17 protein-coding genes are annotated in these 17,977 nt (G+C 58.3%); 4 read left to right on the top strand and 13 right to left on the bottom strand.

Features of this window, described 5'->3' with window-relative positions; all coding sequences use genetic code 11:
• Positions 1-28: 28 nt before the first annotated feature.
• A complete protein-coding gene (locus WAW39_RS20640; protein ID WP_422321053.1) occupies positions 29-1,015 on the bottom strand; it encodes a hypothetical protein in 987 nt (328 codons plus the stop codon).
• A 110-nt stretch (positions 1,016-1,125) separates the two neighbouring features.
• On the opposite strand from WAW39_RS20640, the gene WAW39_RS20635 reads away from it, so the two are divergent.
• Positions 1,126-3,033 (top strand): sulfatase, encoded by a 1,908-nt coding sequence (locus WAW39_RS20635; protein ID WP_422321052.1) that lies wholly within the window; start codon positions 1,126-1,128, stop codon positions 3,031-3,033.
• Positions 3,034-3,111: 78 nt separating this feature from the next.
• Here WAW39_RS20635 and WAW39_RS20630 read toward each other — a convergent pair whose 3' ends face one another.
• The 3 genes from WAW39_RS20630 to WAW39_RS20620 all read right to left on the bottom strand — a co-directional run bounded on the left by WAW39_RS20630 (position 3,112) and on the right by WAW39_RS20620 (position 6,172).
• Positions 3,112-5,283 (bottom strand): M56 family metallopeptidase, encoded by a 2,172-nt coding sequence (locus WAW39_RS20630; protein ID WP_422321051.1) that lies wholly within the window; start codon positions 5,281-5,283, stop codon positions 3,112-3,114.
• Positions 5,280-5,666: a BlaI/MecI/CopY family transcriptional regulator gene (locus WAW39_RS20625; protein WP_422321050.1), complete on the bottom strand. Its 387-nt coding sequence runs from the start codon at positions 5,664-5,666 to the stop codon at positions 5,280-5,282. The genes WAW39_RS20630 and WAW39_RS20625 overlap by 4 nt, the downstream gene beginning before the upstream one ends.
• A gap of 107 nt (positions 5,667-5,773) precedes the next feature.
• A complete protein-coding gene (locus tag WAW39_RS20620) occupies positions 5,774-6,172 on the bottom strand; it encodes a thioredoxin family protein (protein WP_422321049.1) in 399 nt (132 codons plus the stop codon).
• Positions 6,173-6,335: 163 nt separating this feature from the next.
• On the opposite strand from WAW39_RS20620, the gene tkt reads away from it, so the two are divergent.
• The 3 genes from tkt to WAW39_RS20605 all read left to right on the top strand — a co-directional run bounded on the left by tkt (position 6,336) and on the right by WAW39_RS20605 (position 10,644).
• Positions 6,336-8,312: a transketolase gene (gene tkt, locus WAW39_RS20615; RefSeq protein ID WP_422321048.1), complete on the top strand. Its 1,977-nt coding sequence runs from the start codon at positions 6,336-6,338 to the stop codon at positions 8,310-8,312.
• A gap of 115 nt (positions 8,313-8,427) precedes the next feature.
• On the top strand, positions 8,428-9,327 hold the full coding sequence (locus WAW39_RS20610; RefSeq protein ID WP_422321047.1) for an AraC family transcriptional regulator: 900 nt from the start codon (positions 8,428-8,430) through the stop codon (positions 9,325-9,327).
• 66 nt (positions 9,328-9,393) lie between these two features.
• Positions 9,394-10,644, top strand: coding sequence for an MFS transporter (locus WAW39_RS20605; RefSeq protein WP_422321046.1), 1,251 nt, complete (start codon positions 9,394-9,396; stop codon positions 10,642-10,644).
• 14 nt (positions 10,645-10,658) lie between these two features.
• On the opposite strand, the gene WAW39_RS20600 is transcribed toward WAW39_RS20605, so the two are convergent.
• The 9 genes from WAW39_RS20600 to WAW39_RS20560 all read right to left on the bottom strand — a co-directional run bounded on the left by WAW39_RS20600 (position 10,659) and on the right by WAW39_RS20560 (position 17,756).
• Complete coding sequence (locus WAW39_RS20600; protein WP_422321045.1) at positions 10,659-11,405, bottom strand: tetratricopeptide repeat protein; 747 nt, start codon at positions 11,403-11,405, stop codon at positions 10,659-10,661.
• A complete protein-coding gene (locus WAW39_RS20595) occupies positions 11,402-12,439 on the bottom strand; it encodes an SAM-dependent methyltransferase (RefSeq protein WP_422321044.1) in 1,038 nt (345 codons plus the stop codon). Before WAW39_RS20595 ends, WAW39_RS20600 begins: the two co-directional genes overlap by 4 nt.
• Positions 12,440-12,479: 40 nt before the next feature.
• A complete protein-coding gene (locus WAW39_RS20590; RefSeq protein WP_422321043.1) occupies positions 12,480-13,271 on the bottom strand; it encodes a DUF1295 domain-containing protein in 792 nt (263 codons plus the stop codon).
• Positions 13,261-13,761, bottom strand: a complete 501-nt coding sequence (locus WAW39_RS20585) for a DUF2062 domain-containing protein (protein ID WP_422321042.1) — start codon at positions 13,759-13,761, stop codon at positions 13,261-13,263. Before WAW39_RS20585 ends, WAW39_RS20590 begins: the two co-directional genes overlap by 11 nt.
• On the bottom strand, positions 13,758-14,090 hold the full coding sequence (locus tag WAW39_RS20580; protein ID WP_422321041.1) for a DUF1475 domain-containing protein: 333 nt from the start codon (positions 14,088-14,090) through the stop codon (positions 13,758-13,760). The genes WAW39_RS20585 and WAW39_RS20580 overlap by 4 nt, the downstream gene beginning before the upstream one ends.
• Before the next feature lie 5 nt (positions 14,091-14,095).
• Positions 14,096-15,376 carry a class I SAM-dependent methyltransferase gene (locus tag WAW39_RS20575; RefSeq protein WP_422321040.1) on the bottom strand — a complete coding sequence of 427 codons (1,281 nt, stop codon included), beginning with the start codon at positions 15,374-15,376 and terminating at the stop codon, positions 14,096-14,098.
• Positions 15,373-16,173, bottom strand: a complete 801-nt coding sequence (locus WAW39_RS20570) for a DUF1365 domain-containing protein (RefSeq protein ID WP_422321039.1) — start codon at positions 16,171-16,173, stop codon at positions 15,373-15,375. The genes WAW39_RS20575 and WAW39_RS20570 overlap by 4 nt, the downstream gene beginning before the upstream one ends.
• A 110-nt stretch (positions 16,174-16,283) precedes the next feature.
• Positions 16,284-16,487 (bottom strand): hypothetical protein, encoded by a 204-nt coding sequence (locus tag WAW39_RS20565; protein WP_422321038.1) that lies wholly within the window; start codon positions 16,485-16,487, stop codon positions 16,284-16,286.
• A 90-nt stretch (positions 16,488-16,577) separates the two neighbouring features.
• Positions 16,578-17,756 carry a hypothetical protein gene (locus WAW39_RS20560; RefSeq protein WP_422321037.1) on the bottom strand — a complete coding sequence of 393 codons (1,179 nt, stop codon included), beginning with the start codon at positions 17,754-17,756 and terminating at the stop codon, positions 16,578-16,580.
• Positions 17,757-17,977 lie beyond the last annotated feature (221 nt).

Raw genomic sequence — 17,977 nt, 5'->3', positions numbered from 1 at the left:
GGCGGCTTTGTCCATGGCAGGCACGGAATCACCGGGTGCGGGTCACGGGCACATCCAGCAGGAAGTCGGCCTCAGCTTCCGTGAAGCCCTGCTTCAGCAGACCTTCCTTCACCTTCTCCACCGGCACACCAGGGAAGGCATTGAGCGCCTGCACAAAAAGCAGATAGCGTTGCCGGGGAAGAAAAGAGTGCAGTGCATTGGCAATCGCCCTGTTTTGCCGCTCAACCGTCATCGGACCTATCTCCCCCAGGGAGGCCGTGCTGTTGGCCGCGCCACCCGCATCTTCATACTGCCGGTAGAGGCTTTGCAGATTGGCGACCAATACGTGGAAAAGATCCCAGAAATCTTTCTCCAGCCGCATCTTATCCTCGGCACGGTCCAGGCATGCCGCGAGCCGCAGAGCAGCGGCTTCCGCAAAAGCACGCTGGATTTGGGCTGACTTGACCTCCAGCCGGTCCAGCTCGGGAAGGGTCTTGATGTAGTAGGGCAGGTCTGATGGCTGAGTCTCATCCAGCTCTTCAAAAAGAAAGATCTCCTGGTAGATCCTGTCATACACAGCGCTAAACTCCTCAGGCTTGCCGACCAGCGTGCTCAGGCTGGCGAGTTCCGTTCGCTGATTTTTCCGCCTGGTCTCAGCTTCTGCTTTTTTGTCCGCTGGCACCTCTGGAACAGGTGGGGCGGGATGCCGCGGCTCATTCACATAGGCTCCGATCGAGATAGCTCCCTCGCCTTTGCCAAACCCCACCATCAGAAGAGTGGGATTGCCAAAGCGGTTGCTAACCCTGGCCTGCCCTTTGGTTTCCCACTCCACACTTTTGGCGGAATCAGGAACAACAGTAAGCTCCACCCATTCGCCGAATCCCCAATCCCAGCGTGTATCTGGACTGCCATCGGGCGCATGCGCCAGAGTACGAGTTTCAATTCTCCATTTGGGCGCTTCTTCGCCATTCAAAACTGGCTGCGCTTCAACCGCCAGCATCATCAAGTAAAAGGAAATGTGAGAACGAAATTTCATGAATCCTCTCAAGTTATCCAACATGCCCGACTGCGATGTCGATCTCATTCCATGCTCAGCTGCATCTTTCCATGAAGGATCACCGTGCCCTCTTTCGTTCCACCCGCCCCATGAAGCAGCTGAGCATCATCCTTTCATCATTCATCTTTGCGATCTCGGCATTCGCTGCCGACAAACCCAACATTCTCTGGCTCACCAGCGAGGACCACGGCCCGCACATGGGCTGCTACGGCGACACCTATGCCGACACCCCAAATGTGGATGCGCTGGCCGCGAAGGGCATGCTCTTCAAGCACGCATGGTCGTGCGCTCCTGTCTGCGCCGCAGCACGCACCACCATCATCGCAGGCATGTACTCCCCATCCACCGGCGGCGAGCACATGCGCAGCATGGTGGCCATGCCGAAGGGCACCAAGATGTATCCGCAGTTCCTCCGCGAAGCCGGCTACTACTGCACCAACAACAGCAAGGAGGACTACAACCTGCAAAAGCCCGAAGGCGTGTGGGATGAGTCTAACGGCAAGGCGCACTGGACCAACCGCAAGGAAGGCCAGCCCTTCTTCGCCATTTTCAACGAGCAGTGCAGCCACGAAAGCCAGCTCCGCAAACGCCCTCACGTCGCCATTCATGATCCCGCCAAAGTCCGCGTCCCCGCCTACCATCCCGACACCCCCGAAGTGCGCCAGGACTGGGCGCAGTATTATGATCAAGTCACTCTCGCCGATGCCTCCGCAGGCAGGCGTTTAAAAGAACTCGAAGCCGCAGGCCTCGCGGCAGACACGATCGTCTTCTACTACGCCGACCACGGCAGCGGCATGCCGCGCAACAAGCGCTGGCCCTGCAACTCCGGCCTGCAGGTGCCCATGGTCGTCTATTTCCCGCCCAACTGGCAACACCTCGCCCCCAAAGAATACGGCGCCGGGGTGAAGTCAGACCGCCTCGTCAGTTTTGTCGATCTCGCCCCTACGCTGCTCAGCCTCATCGGCGTGCAGCCTCCGGAATGGATGCAAGGCCACGCCTTCGCGGGCAAGTTCCAGACCGAGCCGCAGCCCTTCGTCTACGGCTTCCGTGGCCGCATGGACGAGCGCTACGACTGCGTCCGCAGCATCACGGATGGCCGCTTCGTCTATCTGCGCAATTACATGCCCCACCTCTCCCAGGGCCAGCATGTGAACTACCAGTTTGAAACACCCAGCACCCGCGTGTGGCGGCAGCTCTATGATGCAGGCAAGCTCACCCCCGAGCAGTCCATCTTCTGGAAGACACCCAAGGACCCCGAAGAACTCTACGACCTGCAAAGCGACCCCGATGAAGTGCACAACCTCGCCACCCAGCCTGAACATGCCGCAACGCTCGCCAAGATGCGCGCCGCGCAGGAAAACCTCGCGCTGAAAATCCGCGATGCCGGCATGGTCGCAGAAGGCGAGATGCACCACCGCGCTGAAGGCACCACACCCTACGACATGGCGCATGATGACTCCCTGTATCCCCTCGCCCGCATCCTCAAAGCCGCGGGCACAGCCTCCTCTCTGAAGCCTGACGCCATGTCAGATCTCAAAGCCGGATTTGCCGACAAAGACAGCGCCATCCGCTACTGGTCCGCCATGGGCATCCTCATGCGCGGCGGCGATGGCGTGAGCGCCGCCCACGATGAAATCTCCCAGGCCGCCAAGGACACCTCCACCTACGTGCAGGTCGTCGCCAATTGGTCCTTGGCCAAATACGGCAGCGCTGCCGAGCGCGCCGCCGCACTGCCTGCCCTTGTGAGCCTCGCCAACAGGAGCCAGCACGATGTCTTCACCAGCTTGAGCGCCCTCAATGCCATCGGCGATCTTGGCGACAAAGCCGCCCCCATCGCAGCCCAGCTCAAAGAACTCCCCGCCAAAGGCGAATCCCCCGATCCCCGCTTTAACGGCTACGTCGCGCGTCTGCTCGCTGATCTGACCGGCAGCCAGCCTGCCATCGAAGATGCGGGCGAGCCGCCGGCCAAGAAGGCGAAGAAGAACAAAAGGAAGTAAAACTCCTTCGACCACGAGCCCGGCGTCGGCCGAGACAAGGACGCCCGCCATATCCACACAACAGAGCCGCTCTGCGCATCAGCCCGCAGCCTTGGCCGGTTCCTTTTTCTTGGATGCTGGCTTCGTCGTGCCTTCTTCAGCGGGCTGTTTCAGTTCACTCCTCCAGAGCTTCCAGACAGGAACCAGTCCGCTTTGCATGACTTCTTTGGCAGGCTGGGCGCGCTCCTGGATCGCCACAAAATTTTGGTCCAGCCTCTCATTGATTTTCACCTGCTCATACAACTTTTCATAAGCTTCTTTGGCTGCCTTGGTCTGTCTTTCGAGTTTGTCATGCTGTGCAATCTTCTGGCCAAGATAAAGCACCTCCTTCTGCTTCTCAGCTAGTTGCGTTTTGAGCACTGTCATTCTGCGGCGAATGTCTTCCGTCCTTTGATTCATCTCCTCCCGGAGAGGATCAATGAGAGCGTTGAGCAGAAAGCGAGCTTTGGTCGCCTTCTCCTGTGTATCGGTTACCTGAGGATGGTTGGGCTTGTGGGTTTCGAGCAGATACTTCAATTCGTTCTCATAGCGACGGAGTTCACTTTGAGTTTGGACATAATCCTTCTCGGTCATCGTGAGAGGTCGTGCCTCGCTGACTCGGGTTTGGGCAATCGTCATCGCAGAGGGAATATCGCGCAGGGCTAGTGCCTGCGCTGAAAGCTGCGTCTGCAGCTCTTCCAATTGGGACTGCATCTTGGCCAGAAATTGCGCCCCCTCGTTGTTGCCATTGGTCAGCACGATGATGTTATTGGAATGCTTGAATTCAGCCAGCTCTGCAACTCGGTCCTCCATGAGCTTTTGCGCTTTCACCGTTTCCTCGCTGAGCTTTTGCAGATCTTTGCCGCCAGACCGTTCACGGACCGATTGCCTGAAAGCAAGGAACTCATCCAGCAACGCATCCAGGAAGACCTTGGCGTATTTGCCGCTTTCACTGAACGCCTCCACTCGAAACCTGGTGGAGTCTTGGATCTGTGCCGCATGGATCTCCACGTCCTTCTCTTCCAGATTTGGATACAAGGCCCTGACCCGCTCCAAGGCGCGTCGCTTCATTTCACCAGACTCAAGGGTTTCAGTGATCGTGCCGTAAAAATCCGCGCGCCAGGCCTGCAAGTTTGCCCCGGTCGCTTGGGTGGGCATCGCAGCCACCAGTTTTGCCTCGCTCTGAAATACCGGCGTCTTCGGTTTGAACTCCACCTTCGTCGCCGCCAGCACCGCCAGGATCACCGCCACGACGGCGATCAAGCTCATCGCGCCCATGCCAATGCGGCCGCGCCATTGGCTGGCCTTCATCAGCTCGCGCACACGCCGCTGCACGGACTCGCCGCCAAACATCGTCACGCCCGGCATCTGGCTGAGGCGGGAGGGCAGACCGGCGGCAATCTCCACCAGTGTCCGCGCATACTCATGCGTATTCCCTCCGGCAAGAACCGCGGTGTCATCGGCCGATTGCTCGGTCTCAGCGCGCAGGCCACGCCACGCACGCCATACCAGCGGCTGCCACCACCAGAGGCAGACGGTCAGCTGCGCCAGCCAATGCCAGGCCACATCCCCGCGCTGCATGTGCGCCAGCTCATGGCGCAGCACTGCGAGCAGGCGTTTGTCATCCCATGCAGACACTTCCGGCGGCAGCCAGATCACGGGCCGCCACCAGCCGGACAGCATGGGTGACTGCAAGCGCTGCGCCACGCGGCAGCCCAGCCGCGCGGAAGCATTCAGCTCCTGCAGCAGCCGAAGCACCGGCTCCGGCGCTGGCTCGCTGTGCTTCCGCAGCCAGATCATACCGGCAAAGGCGGTGCACAGACGCCAGCCAAGCAGCACTGCAGCGGCTCCGAGCCAAAGCCAGATGCCCTCACGTTCCAGCCAGGACAGCGCCCTCTGCCATGCGCTTTTTTCCGGCAGGATGAGTACCGGCACTTCTCCAGAGGCAGGCCCCTCCATACTAGGCTCTGCGTGCAGCTGCACACGCCACTCCATCACGGCCACCGGAGGTGCAGCTTCCGGCATCAGACGCCAGGCCCCGACCACCAGCAGCGCCGCCACGGCGATCCTCCACACCAGACTGCGGGCACGCGCGGAGCGGCGCTGTAGCTGCAAAGTGACGGCCCAGGCCACCAACACCACTGCCGTGCTGGTGAGAAAAGCGGATGCCAGCAGGCCCAGATTGGGATTCCACGTGAGAAAGCGCAGCAGGTCTTCCATCAAGTCATTCATGATTCACGCGCCTCCTCGATGAGCTGAATAAGTTTTTTCGCCTCTTCCTTGGAGAGCTTCACGTTTTTCTGTCCCAGCAGCGCGAGTGCGGCCTCACCGGCGGAGTTTTCGAAAAACCGGCTCACAAAACTTTGCAGGGCGCTCACCCGCGCTTTCTTCGGCGAGACCGGCAGCGAGAACCAGTCGCGACCATCCGCCTGTGTTTTAACGAGAAGCCCGCGCTCAACCAGCAGGCGCAGGATGGAGCGCACCGCCGAATAGGTCGGGGCATCCGGAAGCTTTTCCTCAATCTCACGAGCGGAGAGCCGCCCATGCTTCATCACGATCTCGATCACCTGCCGCTCGCGGCGGCTGAACTCATTGGAATGTTTGTCGTCCCACATGGGTGTTGATTTTTCAACACCATCAGGCTTTCGTCAAGTGCGCATGTTGAAATTTCAGCAGGATTGCAATTCGTGCATGGACGCGGGCCTGCCGCAAACCACGCCGCTCACAGACCCAGCAGCTGCCGCATGCGCTCCTTCGGAATGCCTCCGATTTCCCGCCCAATTTCGCGCCCGGATTTGAATGCGATGAAGGTGGGGATGGGCCCCACTCCATGATCACGCGCCAGCGTAGGGTCTTCGTCGACATTGATGCGAATCACCACCGCCTTGCCCTTCAGTTCCTGCGCCAGTTCCTCCACCATCGGACCCACAACTTTGCAGGGGCCGCACCAGTCAGCGTAAAATTCCACCAGGACAGGCAGCTTCGAAAGGCGCACAGCGCTGATGGAAGTGGTGGACCCAGTCCCCCCGCCCGAAACCGGACGCAGCATGTCGAACGCGATCCAGCCGATGTACAGCAGGACGGCTCCGGCGAGCCAGAAAGGGAGGTTGCCTTTGTTCACGCGGTACCATCCGGGGCAAATTTCATTCTGGCAAGGGGCGATGATGACCGATTCCCCCCAGTTTTCGACCTTGAAACCGACCCCTGCGCCAGTAAGGAAGGCGTCCCGCGCTTGGCCGCATCTGGCGCTGTTTCTGACCCTCATTGACCCTGAACCTCTCTACATGAATAAAACCCTCCTCGCTCAAGCCGCCAACGAAGCCCGTGGTCTCGCCATGGACGCCGTGCACAAGTGCTCCTCCGGCCACCTCGGCCTCCCCCTCGGTTGCGCCGAAATCGGCGCCGTCCTCTTCGGCGAAACCCTCCAGTGTGATCCCGCCGATCCCAAGTGGCTCAACCGCGACCGCTTCATCCTCAGCGCCGGCCACGGCTCCATGTTCATCTACTCCTGGCTGCATCTGAGCGGCTATGACCTTTCCATCGATGAAGTCTCCAAGTTCCGCGTTCTGGGCAGCCACACCCCCGGCCATCCGGAGTCCTTTGAAACCGTCGGTGTCGAGTGCACCACCGGCCCCCTCGGCCAGGGCATTGGCAATGCAGTCGGCTTTGCCCTCAGTGGCAAGATGGCTGCGGCCAAGTACAACACCGCCGACCACAAGATCATCGACAATCACATCATCGCCCTCGCTGGCGACGGCTGTCTGCAGGAAGGCGTGGCCCGCGAAGCCGTGGCCTTCGCCGCTCACAACCATCTCGACAACCTCATCCTCATCTATGACTCCAACGATGTGACGCTGGATGCCATGGCCAAGGTCACACAGGACGAGGACACCCAGGCTCTCTACATCGCGCTCGGCTGGGACGCAGTGACCATCGACGGCCATGACCTCGATGCCGTGAAGAGCGCCATCGAAACCGCCAAGAAAAGCGACAACGGCAAGCCCACCATCATCATCGCCAAGACCGTCATCGGCAAAGGCATCCCCGAAGTCGCCGGCACGTCCAAAGGCCACGGCGAAGGCGGTGCCAAGTTTATCGATGCCGCCAAGAAGGGCCTCGGCCTGCCAGAAGGCACGCATTTCTACGTCAGCGACGAGGTGAAGGCCTACTTCGCCGACCTGAAGAACAAGCGCGCAGCGATCCACGGCGAATGGAACAAAGTCTTCCTCGCCTGGACTGCCGCGAATCCAGAACTCGCCAAGCAGCTCGACACCGCACGCCATGGCAAGCTGAAGGCGGAAGACCTCCTCAAGCTCGTCCCTGAGTATCCAGCAGAAGGCAAGGCCGCCACCCGCAACAGCGGCGGCGAGATCTTCAATCACATCGCCAAAGCCGTGCCTCACATCGTCACCGGCAGCGCCGACCTCTTCGGCTCCACCAAGAACTACCTCACGGGCATGGGCGACTTCAGCCCCGCAAACCCAACCGGTCGCAACATCTGGTTCGGCATCCGCGAGCACGCCATGGGTGCCATCTGCAACGGCATCGCCTACGACGGTCTCTTCCTCCCCAGCGGCGCGACCTTCCTCGTCTTCGCCGACTACTGCCGCCCGAGCATCCGCCTCGCCGCGCTTTCCCGCCTGCCCGTCACCTACATCTTCACCCACGATTCCGTTGGTGTCGGTGAAGACGGCCCGACCCATCAGCCGGTGGAAACCGTCAGCGGTCTGCGCGTGATCCCAAATCTCGACGTCATCCGCCCCGGCGATGCCGAAGAAACCGCCGGTGCTTTCGCCGCCGCCTTCAGCCGCGCCGACGGCCCCACCCTCCTCGCGCTCAGCCGTCAGGATCTGCCGCATCAGGGCATCGCCAGCGCAGCCACCCGCCGTGAAGGCACCCTCAAAGGCGGCTACGTCCTGGTGAAGGAAACCGCCCCTCTCGAAGCCATCGTCATCGCCACCGGCTCTGAAGTCCAGTGGGCCGTCGAAGGCGCCAAGGGCAAGCCCGGCGTCCGCGTCGTCAGCCTGCCATGCTTTGAGCGTTTTGACCGTCAGGACGCCGCCTACCGCGAGTCCGTCCTTCCGGCCGCCTGCACAAAGCGCATCGCCATCGAAGCCGGCGTCTCCGGCCTCTGGTGGAAATACGTTGGCACCCAGGGCCAGATCATCGGCATCGACCGCTTCGGCCTCAGCGCCCCCGGCAACACTGTCTTCAAGCAGCTCGGCATCACCGCCGAAGCCGTCGCCAAGGCGCTCGCATGATCTGACCCCCACGATCTAGTCTGAAAACTCACGAAGAGAGGCTGGCAACAGCCTCTCTTTTTTTGTCTCCGCACAGTCTCCCGTTCATCAGCCAGCGTAACAAAAAATTCCCCCCATGAACCGCCGCACCATCCCCTCTCTGCAGATGAGCGTGTACGGTCAGGACCGCCTGCGCTCAGAGGGCTTTGTGGTCATGCCGCTGGAGTTTTCCATGAGGCAGGAGCCCCAGCGGCTGATCCCGCATTTCCATGATTTCTTCCAGATCTTCCTGATCACCGGAGCAGGCAGGCTCATGCACGATTTCCGAGATCACGACGTCACCGGCTTGACGCTGTTTTTCCTCAGCCCCGGGCAGGTGCACACCATCCGCCCCGCACCGCAGACGCAGGGCACGGTGGCTTCCTTCACGCAGGAGTTCTTTGATCATCACGCACCGCCGCCCAGCATGCTCTTTGATCTGCCCTTCTTCTTCAGCTCGGGCGTCACGCCATGGCTGACAGTGAGCGCGAAGGAAGCCGCACGCATCACCGCGCTGTTTGCCGAACTGCAGCAGGAATACGACTCCGCTCAATCCGGCGTTCAGGAGGTGCTGCGCGCCACACTGCGCATCCTCTTCATCCAGGCCGGTCGTCTCTATGCGCAGGAGCATTCGGTCAAGGAGACCTCGCGCGCCGCGCTCCTGACCCGCCAGTTCCATCTGTCACTGGAGCACCATTTCCGGGAATGGCAGACTCTGGCACCGTATGCCAGGGAGCTGGGCATCACCGTCAATCATCTCAACGACGTCATCCATCAGGAGACCGGTCATGCCGCCGGGGAGCTCATCCGCCAGCGCCGCCTGCTGAATGCCAAGCGCCTGCTGCTGCACTCCGACCTCAGCGTCTCCGAAATCGGCTACCAGACGGGCTTCCAGGACCCCTCCTACTTCACCCGTTTTTTCCGCCGTCATGCCGGACAGACACCGGGCGAGTTCCGTGATGCAATCCGAGAAAAATACCAGCCAGAGGCCGCCTAGCACCAGCCTGCCAGATTGTGCCCGCCAGCCTTCAGGCGAAAGGTCGCGGTCCTTATGAATGACACGATGATCGAGGACCAACCACCTCACGCGATCTGCCCCACCGCAGCGCCGGACGCAAAAGAGACCGTCTTCGCGCTGCTCTTCGCCATCAGCTTTTCCCACATGCTGAATGACACCATCCAGGCCCTGCTGCCTGCGATCTATCCGGTGCTCAAGGAAACGTACGGACTAAGCTTTGCACAGCTCGGATACATCACGCTGACCTTCCAAGTCACGGCTTCCCTGCTGCAACCACTGGTGGGCTACATCACGGACAAGCGGCCGCTGCCCTACTCGCTGCCGGTCGGCATGGGTCTGACTCTGATCGGACTGCTGGCTCTATCCAGAGCCCACAGCTACCCGGCCATCCTCATCGCCTCAGGGCTCGTGGGTTCGGGCTCCGCCATCTTCCATCCCGAGGCATCGCGCATCGCTCACATGGCAGCAGGCAGGCGGCGCGGTCTGGCGCAGTCCCTGTTTCAGGTGGGTGGGAATGCAGGGTCTTCCATCGGCCCTTTGCTGGCGGCCTGGTTCATCGTTCCCCATGGTCAGGCTGCCCTGTCGTGGTTCTCCATCATCGCGATGCTGGGCGTCTTCGTTCTGTGGCAAATCGGCCACTGGCAGGCGCGAAATCTGCATCGCATTCAGCGCAAACAAGCGCGCTCAGCCACCGCTCAAGCCCGCCCGACATCCGGAAAGATTGCCTTTGCCATGGCTATCCTCGTCATGCTGATCTTCTCCAAGTACGTTTACCTCGTCAGCCTGAGCAACTACTACACCTTCTACCTCATGGAGCGCTTCCATGTCTCGGTGCAGACCTCGCAGTACTACCTGTTCCTCTTCCTCTTCGCCGTGGCCGTTGGCACCATCGTGGGTGGTCCCGTGGGAGATCGCATCGGCCGCAAGCGCGTCATCTGGTTTTCCATTCTGGGCGCCGCCCCTTTCTCCCTGTGGCTGCCGCATGCCGGGCTGGCCCTCACAGCGGTGCTGACAGTCATCATCGGCTTGATTCTCGCCTCCGCCTTCTCAGCCATCCTGGTGTATGCTCAGGAACTCATGCCAGGAAAAGTCGGCATGATTGCGGGCCTGTTCTTTGGCCTGGCCTTTGGCATTGCGGGCATCGGTGCCGCCGTGCTCGGGAAACTGGCGGACCATCAGGGCATCAACTTCGTCTTCCACTTCTGCGCCTTCCTGCCCCTGCTGGGCCTGCTGACCATGTTCCTTCCTGACGTGGAAGGAGATGGCCAGGCGGCACCCGCGAAAGCAGGCAAGTGACGGAGTCAGCGCTATCAGAGGCTTTGCATCGTCTTGCGCCCACGCTCCTTCGTCCCCGGATCATCCTGATCACGGTTCGTCATCGCGAGCCCTTTTTCGATGAACTGCTTCGCTTCCGTTTTGCGTCCCATGAGCGCGTAAGTGCGCCCAAGTTCGACGTAGTGGATGAGGCGGTTCGGATTGAGCGCGATGGCCTTTTGAAAGCACTTCACCGCCTCGTCATAAGACGCACTTGGCAAGGCCCCATAAACGATCATGGCCACGGCACGGGTCATGCCGCCGATCTGCGCCAGTTCCTGATTCCAGCGCCCAAGCAGATGCCAGGCAAAGTCATCTTTGGGATTGAGCTTCGCCGCAGTCTCCGCCTCCGCCTTGATCTTGTGCGACGCCTCGATGCTTTCCTTGTTGCCCAGCAGCGGTGAGAGTTTGCCAAGACAAATGGCGACTGCGAGATGCGGATCAGACTCCTTGGGGGCCAGCTTCACCGCACGTTCGGCGTAGGCCAGGGCGGTGCGCCCCGACTTCAGTTGATCCGCTTTGCCAGACAGATCCGCCATTCGGTAAACATACTGCCGCGCGATTTTCACCAGCAGCGATGCGTCGTTGGCATTCAACTTTTCAGCTGGCAGGTAGTACTGCAGCGCCGCCTCCGGTTTGAACTGGGCATCATACCCATCGCCCTGTTTCACGAGTTCCGTGAAGTCTCCGAATGCATGCCCTGCCATCAGCATGGCAGCCGCGATTGTCAGTGTCGTTTTCATGGTTTGATAAAGCGGTAGTGTGAAACGATCCATTCCTCACCGCCGCAGTATCCCCACAGTTCGGCGCAGGCGAGGAAGAACAAGCGCCACCAGACCCACCACTTGGTCACCTGGTCTTTGCCATACGTCTCGGCAAACAGCGGCAGGATCTCCGCCTTGTGCGCATCCATGTTCGCCAGCCAAGCCTCGCTCGTCTTGGAATAATGCTGACCACTCACGCACCAGTGGTCTTCGATTTTTAAATCATCCTGGAAGTAGAGCAGGAGGTCATCGCTTGGCATCTGCCCGCCGGTGAAGAAGTATTTCGCCATCCAGTCGTCATCGCTGCGCACCTCGTAGTGGTAGGCATATTCGCGATGGGTGAAGATGTGCACGAAGAGCTTGCCGCGCGGCTTCAGCCAGGTGGAGACACGGCGCAGAAGCTCCTGGTAGTTCTTCATGTGCTCGAACATCTCCACCGAGACACAGCGGTCGAAGATGCCCGCGCCAACACCTTCGAAGTGAATCATGTTTGCGGTGATGATCGTCAGATTCTTCAATCCTCGCTTTGCCGCCTCAGCATCAATGAACAGCTTCTGCGTGCGTGAATTGGAAACGCTGGTGATCTGCGCATTCGGATAATGTGCCGCCATCCAGAGTGACAGCGAACCCCAGCCGCAGCCCAGCTCAAGAATGCGCTGGCCATCCTGTAGCTCCGCACGCTCACAGGTCAGCTGCAGCATCGCTGCTTCGGATTCATCGAAGGTGGTTTTCTCATCCGGCCAGTAACCCGAACTGTACTTCAAGTGTTTGCCGAGCACGAGCTGATAGAAGCGCGTGGGCACCTCATAGTGCTGCTCATTGGCCTCATCGGTCGCGATGGCCACGGGCATCTGCTTGAGATCCTGCACATAGCGCATCAGGGCGGCGCGCTGGGCTTCGGCAGTGGGCTGCTTGTTCTCCTTCAGCGTCTCGGCCAGCCGCTGGCGGATGCCGATCCGGATCATGCTGTCCGGGAGAATGTTCTTGGCGAGGATGGCGTTGATGGTGCTCATGCGGTTTGGGGAGTTGTGCGATCTTGGAAACAGGCTGGATTCAACTTTTCGGCGGCCACGGCACAAAGGCGCTCGTGGTGCGCTGATACTCGCGGTAGGCGTCTCCCTTGCTCTTCACGGCGCATTCCTCCGTGAGCGGGATGCCGGTGACACGCAGCAGAAAATACAGGATCAATGCCGGGGCATACACGGTGACCCAGCCCCACGGTGAACCGCAGGCAAACAGCCAGAACCCCCACCACACAACGGACTCAAAGAAGTAGTTCGGATGCCGTGAGTAGCGCCAGAGCCCAATCTGACACACCTTGCCTTTGCTCGCAGGATCAGCCTTGAACTTCTTCATCTGAGCATCGCTCAAAGCCTCGCCACTCAGACCGATCAGCCACACAATGGCCCCTGCCATTTCGATGAGGTTCAACTCCGGAGCAGAATTCAAACAAGCAAGCAGCAGAGGAACTGCCAGCAGCACGATCAGCAAAGCCTGCGCCTGAAAGAAAAAGAAGAAGTTCTTCGCCAGTCCGTCCTTCCATTTCTCACGCAGCACAGCGTAGCGCACGTCCTCATGAGGATGGTGCCCTTTGACTCGGATTAAGAGATACGTCCCAAGCCTTGCACTCCACAAGACTCCCATCGTCACCGCAATGATTTTGCGCTCTGTGAATCCTCCCCCCAGCCACGCATAAAGCGGCGCCATCACAGCGAGCGCATAAGACCAAGTCACATCGACAAAGCTGAAGTTGTTCAGCCTCAAACTAAGCAGCCAGGTAAGTGCAAACAGCAGGAATGCCACCACTGTGCCCATGCCCATCAGGAACCAGAAATCATGCATCATGTCTTGAGAAGTTGAGGTGTTTGGCGAGTTTCTCGACGAGGGGTTTGCTGACGAAAAAGACCACGCCAATGAGCAGCGGCGCGAGCAGCAGCCACACGACCACACCGTAGAGTCCGATCATGCCGAAATCAGCCATGAACTGACCCGGGCTGGCAAAGAACCGCTCCATCATCATGGGAATCGAAAGCGGCACATGCTCGGCGCCGAAGAGCGACTCACCGGCGCGCATGAAGAGGAGAATGCTTGCCAGATGCAGCGGATACGTCAGCTCACGAAATACCTGCAGCACCGGCTGGTTCAGCTTCAAAACAACGCCCACCCCCAGCGCCAGCACAGTCGTGGTGCCCAGCAGCGGGAAGACTCCCGTCGTGACACCAAAGGCGATGGCCTGCGCGATTTTTGCAGGCGTCGTCCCTTGCGCAAGCTGCGCAACGACCGGCTTCACCACCCAGCGGCGCCACAAAGATTCTCGCTGGATGGGTTCCGTCATGCCTTTCGAAGCAGGATGTCTTCCATGCGCGCATTCGATGGCACACGGAAAAGCAGGATGAGCATGTACACCGCCATCGCGATGTTGCCGAGCAGCAGAATGCCCAGCAGCCAGCCGATGCGGCCGATCCACGAGCGCTCCTTGTAAGCGACCCAGCAGTAGAAGGTGAGAAAGGCCCAGTAGGTGTCAAACAGCGTGGCGATGAACCACGGATGCCCGCCCACCGAACCCGGGATGGCCCACAGCGCACACTGCTGCGAAGCCCAGCTCGTGACGCCAAACATGGACACCAGCACTACGACAAAAAAGATTCGAAGAAACCAGATCATGATTTTCAGAAAGTGCGATGCAGCGCTGCGTTGTTCGGGCGGGTGTACACGGCCTGCACGACACTGATGTTCCGCGAGGCAAAAGCGGCCTCGCAGTATTGCAGGTAGAAGTTCCATTTGCGGACAAAGCGGTCGTCAAAGCCGAGCGCCTTCACGTCAGTGAGTTTGGCATTGAATCGCTCAAACCACACCCGCAGTGTCTTGGCATACGAAGCGCCGAGATCTTCCAAACCGTGCATGAAGAGCTCGCTGGTGCGGTTGATGGCTTCGTTGACACGCCCCACGCTGAGCAGCAGCGATCCCGGGAAAATGTGCTTCTGAATCCAGTCCACCCCCTTGCGCAGATCTTTGTGCTGACAGTCCGCCACGGTGATCATCTGGAAGGCCAGCAGCCCCTCGGGCTTCAATACTTCAGCGCACTTCGCAAAGTAGGTTTCCAGATACTTGTCACCCACGGCCTCCAGCATCTCGATGGAGGCGATCTTGTCGAACTGTCCGGTGATGTGGCGGTAGTCCTGCAGGCGGATTTCCACCTGATCGGCCAGCCCTTCACGCGCCACGCGCTCGGTAGCATACTTGAGCTGCTCCTGCGAAATCGTGACGGCTGTCACACGACACCCATGATGCTTTGCCGCATGACATGAGAATCCTCCCCAGCCGCAGCCGATTTCCAGCACATGGTCTCCCGGCTTGAGCTGCAGTTTCTGACACAGCGCTTCATATTTCGAATACTGCGCATCTGCCAGCGGCTGCCCAGGATGCTCGAAACGCGCGGCCGAGTAAGTCATCGTCTCATCAAGCCAGAGCGAGTAGAACTCATTCCCCAGATCATAGTGCTCGGCGATGTTGCGCCGGCTGGTGCTCACACTGTTGGGCCGCAGCAGATGTTGCACACGGTTGACAAAGTTCAGCAGGTTCACAAACGCCACCTTCCCGGAGGAACTGCGCGATCCCTGGGTCTTGGAAAGATTCAAAATGAACCACTCGATCACCGCCGCGATGTCGTCAGTCTCCCACTCACCATCGACGTAAGCCTCGCCAAAACCCACATTGCCGAACAAGGCGCAGCGCTTGAAAAAATCGCGGCTGCGAATGCGCATCTCGGCCGTGACCGGGGCGCCATGCTCCCCCAGCACATGCGCACGACCATCGGGGTGCACCATTCGAAGCCCCCCGTGAACGAAGGGCTTGAGCGACAGCATGAAAAGCCGCTCATAAAATCCAGGCTTCGCCGCCTCAGGTGTGGAGACGGAGATGTCGGTGTCGCAGGTGATGGTGTCGTTCATGGTTTGTTTGGGGCGATGGATTCGTGGGGACGCAGGACTCCGAGTTGCAGCCCGGCATCGGCTGATTTGCGGTGCCAGGGAATGCGCTTCAGCCACAGCCGCAGCGCATGCCAGTGGATGAGAAAAATGACGCGCAGCGTGAGCAGCGGATACTTCACCGCACAGAGCAGCAGCGCTGCATCCGTCAGCGGTCGTTGCCTGCCGGTCAGCGAGGTGAGCAGCATGCGGTCATCCTCCTTCCGGTCGTCGATGTGAATCTCCAGCTTCTCGCCCGGCACCTGCAGCTTGAAGTCAAAGCTCAGATCCAGCGCAAAGAACGGCGACACATAGAAATGCTTGGGCGTGATGAGGCGGAAGCGCTGCGCACGATCACACTCCTTCAGAAGATAAGGCTTCTGCTCATGAAAAGTGTTCGTCACCTCCGCCACCGCGCACACCGGCTCTCCGGTGGCATCAAAGGCATAATAAAAGCAGACAGGGTTGAAGATATACCCCAGCACACGTGGAAAAGTGAGCAGACGAATGCTGGCGATGCGCGCCGTATTCACCTCGTTGTCCGCCAGATACTTCAGGATGTTCGCCTTCACATCCCCCGCACCAAGATCAAGATGATCACGGTCATAAAAGGAAAACAGGTTGAAGCGGTTGCGGCTGAACCAGCGCAGCTTCGAAGCGAGATCGTCGATGGCATCAAGATCCAGCCACAGGTAAAAGACGTTGTAGTTAAACCGATGCACCTTCGGCTGCAGCCGGTGGTGCATCACCGCACATTCATAGATGGCGGATTCGGTTGGCATCACCATGGCTCCTTTCCGAGAAGGTCACGGCACAACGCCACCGCCGAGCCAAAGGCATCACCATCTATCACCATATGCCAGGGATGCTGCGTGTTCAGACCGAGAAATCCTTAATTGTGCCAGAAGTGAATCAACGTAAGCGCGGCTCGCCCCGACTTGAGCTGATTGGCCTTGTCAGGCAGATCCGCCAGCAGCCACGCTCCCAATTTGATCTTAGTATCATACATATTGCCCTGTTTCACGAGTTCCCTGAAGTCTCCAAATGCATTTCCCACCATGATCATGGCAGGTGCCATTGTCAGTGTCGTTTCCATGGTTTGATGAATCGGTGATGGGAGACGACCCATTCCTTACCGCCGTGATAGCACAAATACGACACCTCATCTCATGACACCCATTCCGACTCACTTGGGAGGGAGCAAAAGCGTCTTGACTGCTATATCAAGCACAAGCGGAAGAGGAACGATGAATGACATTTTGAAACCAATCGGTGAAACTTTAATCTCATTTATTTTCGTCAAAACTTTTTCACGGACAGCCACAGGATCACCTTCTTTAACGGTGGTTTCACTGGTCAAAGCAGGCTTCAATGTTGCCAAAATTATATCTATGTCATCTTTGATCACAGCATCGATCAACGCGCTTTTACTATCATTTAACATCCCCATGATTGGAACAAAATGTCCGATTAAAACCCTTGGAGCGATGATGACATAGACTGCGGGGAAAAAAACCGCCATTTGGACATACACGATGAATGGCTGTACAACAGCATGTGTCACCAAGACTTGTAGCCCACTAAAAATGAACAGCGGCACAACTGTCGCACAAGCCCACCATGACAGGCCAATCAATGGAGTGATCGAGCTATGAAACCGAGATCTGCAAACAGTTGCTCGGATATGTCCGTGCCGAGACAATTCACGCAAGCGTGACAATAGCAGCGAAATAAATCCGTGATTACATATAAACTGAAGCGCTATTGAAATAATCAGCGTCATGTAAATGGAATTCAGATAACCGCAGGTGGAAAGCCGATTGCCACCTGCCGCTCGGAAAAACGATTCATTTTGATCCAATGAATAGCTGACATGAAAACTCCCCACGAGTGCCAATGCCACAGCATAGATCGCAATATTTTTCCATAAGCGGATTCGCTTTAACAAGCCAAAATAGCGATCGATAGTCGAGGCAAACTGCTTCTTATCGACAATTTGAATAAACCTCGAAGATAACATATCACTGATCGCATCCGGCATTCCTTTGTAATAATAAGTGGCGATCCCGACATTGATTATGAAAAGCGGATACCCAATTAACAACGTAGAATACTGAGCCAGACTTTTCATCACCCCCACGTAGCTGGTAAATCCCAAAACGAGCGGACTGGTGCTGATTAAAACCGCCCATAGCACTATGAAAAGAAGCATGATGCTGGTTGGGCCTCTTTTTAATCGAACAGTAATGAGCCCCAATAGAGGATCAAAGCTTTTGGGAAGGTTGCTGGCAATTTGTCGCCGCAATTGTTCATCATTCATGTTTTTAAGCCTTCTGAAGGTGCCCGCTTGGAGTTGGCAGGACATTATCTTGGAGTCTCTGTGCGTGTCAACGCTCAGATGAATCTTCGATTCGTCCCTGACTATTTACTAATCCCATTTTCGAAACAAATGATTCGCGCTGTAATGACCCACGCTGCAAGCTGGCGGTATTTGAGAATACATGGTCATGCCGATGCCGCCACTAGCCACCGACCCTATGTGACAGTTCCACAAGACGCTGCCTTTCAAGGTCAGCAGCAATTCAA

Origin of the sequence: Prosthecobacter sp., from assembly GCF_049294395.1 — a bacterium.
Lineage (GTDB): Bacteria > Verrucomicrobiota > Verrucomicrobiia > Verrucomicrobiales > Verrucomicrobiaceae > Prosthecobacter.
This window is presented reverse-complemented; position numbering and strand designations above follow the sequence as displayed.